This is a genomic window from Segetibacter sp. (assembly GCF_025963695.1).
Lineage (GTDB): Bacteria > Bacteroidota > Bacteroidia > Chitinophagales > Chitinophagaceae > Segetibacter.
In genome coordinates this window covers 1-4011 of the sequence record NZ_JAOQAH010000046.1, presented here as the reverse complement: position 1 = coordinate 4011, position 4011 = coordinate 1, and the positions used below count along the sequence as shown (strand labels likewise).

At 39.1% G+C, this 4011-nt stretch carries 4 protein-coding genes; 3 read left to right on the top strand and 1 reads right to left on the bottom strand.

Annotation, left to right across the window (positions count from 1 at the left end; all coding sequences use genetic code 11):
• Positions 1-1538: heavy metal translocating P-type ATPase (locus JWR87_RS07865; protein WP_297817960.1), on the top strand; the 1538-nt coding region annotated here is incomplete at its 5' end.
• A 308-nt stretch (positions 1539-1846) separates the two neighbouring features.
• On the opposite strand, the gene JWR87_RS07860 is transcribed toward JWR87_RS07865, so the two are convergent.
• Complete coding sequence (locus JWR87_RS07860; RefSeq protein ID WP_297817957.1) at positions 1847-2284, bottom strand: response regulator; 438 nt, start codon at positions 2282-2284, stop codon at positions 1847-1849.
• 339 nt (positions 2285-2623) lie between these two features.
• Between JWR87_RS07860 and JWR87_RS07855 the strand changes: the two genes are divergently transcribed.
• Together JWR87_RS07855 and JWR87_RS07850 are read left to right on the top strand one after the other, a co-directional pair.
• Entirely contained in the window at positions 2624-3502 is an 879-nt protein-coding gene (locus tag JWR87_RS07855) for a helix-turn-helix domain-containing protein (protein WP_297817954.1), read from the top strand.
• A gap of 64 nt (positions 3503-3566) precedes the next feature.
• Positions 3567-4011: sugar O-acetyltransferase (locus JWR87_RS07850; protein ID WP_297817951.1), on the top strand; the 445-nt coding region annotated here is incomplete at its 3' end.

Sequence of the window (4011 nt, the reverse complement as noted above, 5' to 3'; positions counted from 1 at the left end):
TGGTAGCCTTATTACCATCCACAGTACACCTGGAAAGAAACGGAACTGTTACTGACGTAGATATAAAGGAGTTAAAAAAAGATGATATTGCCGTAATAAAACCCGGTGAAAAAATACCTGCCGATGGTGTTGTTATTGAAGGTAGCTCGTATGTAAACGAAAGTGTGCTAACAGGTGAAAGCGTTCCTGTAAAAAAGGAGAACCAAGCAAAAGTAATTGCGGGGGCAATAAATGGCGATGGCTCACTAAAAATTAAAGTAACAGGTACAGGCGCAGACAGTTATTTAAACAAAGTAATAACACTGGTGCAGTCTGCACAAAGTGCAAAGTCAAATACACAGAATCTTGCTGATAGAGTAGCCAAATGGCTAACCATAGTTTCGTTAGTTGTAGGTGCTACCACTTTTATTGTCTGGTACATCAACCACGATTTAGCTTTTGCATTAGAGCGCATGGTAACAGTTATGGTTACCTCTTGCCCCCATGCTCTTGGTGTTGCTATTCCTTTGGTAGTTGCTATATCAACCACAGCAGCTGCAACACATGGCTTGCTAATCAAAAACAGGACGGCATTTGAAAATGCAAGAAAACTTACCACTATAATTTTTGATAAAACAGGCACACTAACCAAAGGCTCACACGAAGTACAGAAAGTCATAAGTCAATCACCCGATTACAACGAGGACGATATATTGAAATTTGTGGCAGCCGTACAACAACAATCAGAACACTACATTGCAAAGGGTATTTTAAGAAAGCTAAAAGAGAAGAACTTAGCGTTACAGCAATCATCAGATTTTAAATACATGCAGGGCATTGGTGTAGCAGGCACAGTTAACGGCAAGAGGGTAGTTGCCGGAGGACCGAATTATTTTGCGCAGGAAAAGAAAACCCTCCCTGAACTACCAAAAGAGATTGACCAAAACACAGAGACCATTACTTACGTTTTAATAGATGATGAACTTGCAGGCTTCATAACATTGGCAGACACGATACGTGAAACAGCAGCAGAAGCAATAGCCCAGCTAAAAGCAATGAACATAAAGTCTTATCTCCTTACAGGCGATAATGATAAGATTGCTTCATCAGTTGCAGCTAAATTAAAAATGGACGGTTACTTTGCAAATGTACTACCCCACGAAAAGTTAGATAAAGTAAAAGAGTTCCAGACAAAAGGTGAAGTAGTAGCAATGACCGGTGATGGCGTAAACGATGCACCTGCATTAGCACAGGCCGACGTAGGCATAGCAGTAGGAAGCGGAACAGATGTAGCAGCAGAAACAGCCGACATAATATTAGTAAACAGCGACCCCAAAGACGTTGTACAGATGATAGACTTTGGCAGAAAAACGTATCGTAAAATGATACAGAACCTTGCGTGGGCTGTAGGCTACAACGTGCTTGCTATTCCATTAGCAGCCGGTGTATTATATCCAACGTTTATGCTTAGTCCTGCAATGGGTGCCGTGCTGATGAGTTTAAGTACAGTAATCGTTGCTTTCAATGCAAGGTTGTTGAAAAGTAGTTTTCATAGATGAAAGTAATGAGCCCTAAAAAAGCAGCAACAGGTTTATTTGGAAGCAAGTAGTAACAAATCAGTTTTGGTGTGCTGGCATAGAGTACACGGTATTTGAATATGCAGGCCTGGTGACCAATGGCCGAAGCAACATAATTTTTACCAATACCGGTGCTTCAGGTAATGAGCAGTTTAAGTCGCTGTTGGGCACTTGCATTGGTTGTTCCATTCAGCCAGGGCAGCGTACTTAATTCTATTTACAATGTTTGCCTTTTTAGCCCTTCGGGGCTTTTTATTAAATGCAGACAGTTCATATACTTGTTTCCATAATTATTGTTCTGAAGCAGGACGTTGTGAGATTGACCAATATTTTACTACTATATCAAACATATCTTTTATTCCCTCAACGCTGCTTGGTTTTATAAAATAACCTTGTACATTAAGACTGTATGCCTCAACTACGCTCTTCGGAGCGCTACTGGTAGACAACATCAGGAATGGAATACACTTCATTCGTATTTCTTCATTATCAAAAACCTTCTGTTTAAGTTCGAAACCATTCATCCGGTTCATATTAATATCGCAGAAAATAAAGAAGGATTTCCTGTTTGTTGTAGAAATGTAATCGTAAAACTTATTGCCGTCATTAAAAACCATTATTTCATTTTCAATTCCTAATGCCTTAAAGCCTTCCTGAAAAAGTTCAATGTCATCATTATCATCATCAATGAGTATTATGGGATTTGAATTGCTTGTTGTCGGTGTCATAATTACAAAACTAAGAATATTGCCTTTCTAGCCTTACCATTTTCATAATGGTATACTCTATTTAACAAAAGTTGGTGGTTTACATTCCCACCTATTTTGGAGCATTTTATCAAACACGTTCTGCCGGCTTTAGGCTTATTTCTTCAGGGCATCGTTAATTCTATAAACCGGTCCAAATAATTTAATTAATTGACCTTCAGAGAAATAAACTTCCTCTTAATGAAGATGATGTAATGAAGATGAAGTTTGCATGTTTTACAAACTTCAGCCACTTATTTACTATCCGATAGTTCAACGCTTTAAGAAATCAGATTCATTTGATATTTTTAACTTTGCCAAATGCAAGAAAAACAAATCCGACCTGTATCAGACTTCAATAACGAACTAAAGCTGAAGGGATTTAACGTGTTTCAGATAGAAGCTGATGGCGCTGCAACACGCATCTATAGCAGGAAAGATTTTTATAAAATATGTCTTACCACAGGAAAAAGCAAAATTCATTATGCCGATAGAAGTTTCGAACAGGAAGGCACTGTTTTGTTTTTTGGCAACCCTCATATACCCTATTCGTGGCAAACAGTTTCAACCAGTTATGTAGGTTATACCTGTCTCTTTTCCGAAGATTTTTTTAAAGCATCCGACCGTTCCGAAAGCCTGCAGCAATCACCTCTTTTCAAGATGGGTGGCACTCCGGTATTAAAAATAAACGAAGAGCAACGGCAGTTTTTAAATACCATTTTCCAGAAGATGATAGATGAACAAAAGACCGGCTATGCCTACAAAGACGACCTTATTCGCAACTACATCAACCTTATTATACACGAAGCCTTAAAACTACAACCTTCAGAAAACTACGACCAGCCTAAGAATGCAGCTTCACGTATTACTAATGTGTTTCTCGAATTATTGGAAAGGCAGTTTCCTATAGAAAGTACTGAAAAGCCCCTTAAGCTAAAGAGTGCCCAGGATTATGCTAAAGAGCTGTCCGTTCACCCAAACTATTTAAATCGTGCTGTAAAGGAAGTAACAGGCAAGCCTACTACTTCCCACATCACCGAAAGAATAATCAGCGAAGCTAAAGCACTGTTGCAGCACACCAACTGGAACATCGCAGATATTGCCTATGCACTTGGCTTCGAATATCCCACCTACTTCAACAACTTCTTTAAAAAAATTACCGGAACAAATCCGAAAACCCTACGGGTACAGGAGGTTTGAAATTCTTAATGATTGGTTTGAATATCGTTACCAGCATGGGCATACATTGTAAGACCTTTGTGTTATGTTATTAAACCAGCATTACAAAGACATTTTTGAACGGCTACGAAACGGCCAAGTCATCCCCCCAAACGACCCCGAAGGCTTTAAGCTGCGCGATGCTTCTTTTGCTACCAAAAAATTATTGGTTCAACTAAACAATTCATCAAACCCGCAGCAAATCAGGGATTTGTTAAGGCAAATCACTGCTTCAGAAATTGATGACAGTGTTGCCGTATTTACACCCTTGTATATTAATTACGGGAAGCACACCAAAATAGGTAAGAATGTATTTATAAACTTTGATTGTGTATTCCTCGATTTAGGAGGAATTACCATTGATGACAATGTGTTGATTGCCCCTAAAGTCAGCCTTTTATCAGAAGGTCATCCGGTTGAGCCCAGCCAAAGACAATCACTTGTTACAGGTCATATACACATTAAAGCAAATGCTTGGATTGGTGCAGGGG

Bases quoted from the DNA above. Each gene is read 5' to 3' on its own strand.
- JWR87_RS07860 (WP_297817957.1), bottom strand. From the start codon at position 2,284: ATGACACCGACAACAAGCAATTCAAATCCCATAATACTCATTGATGAT.
- JWR87_RS07855 (WP_297817954.1), top strand. From the start codon at position 2,624: ATGCAAGAAAAACAAATCCGACCTGTATCAGACTTCAATAACGAACTA.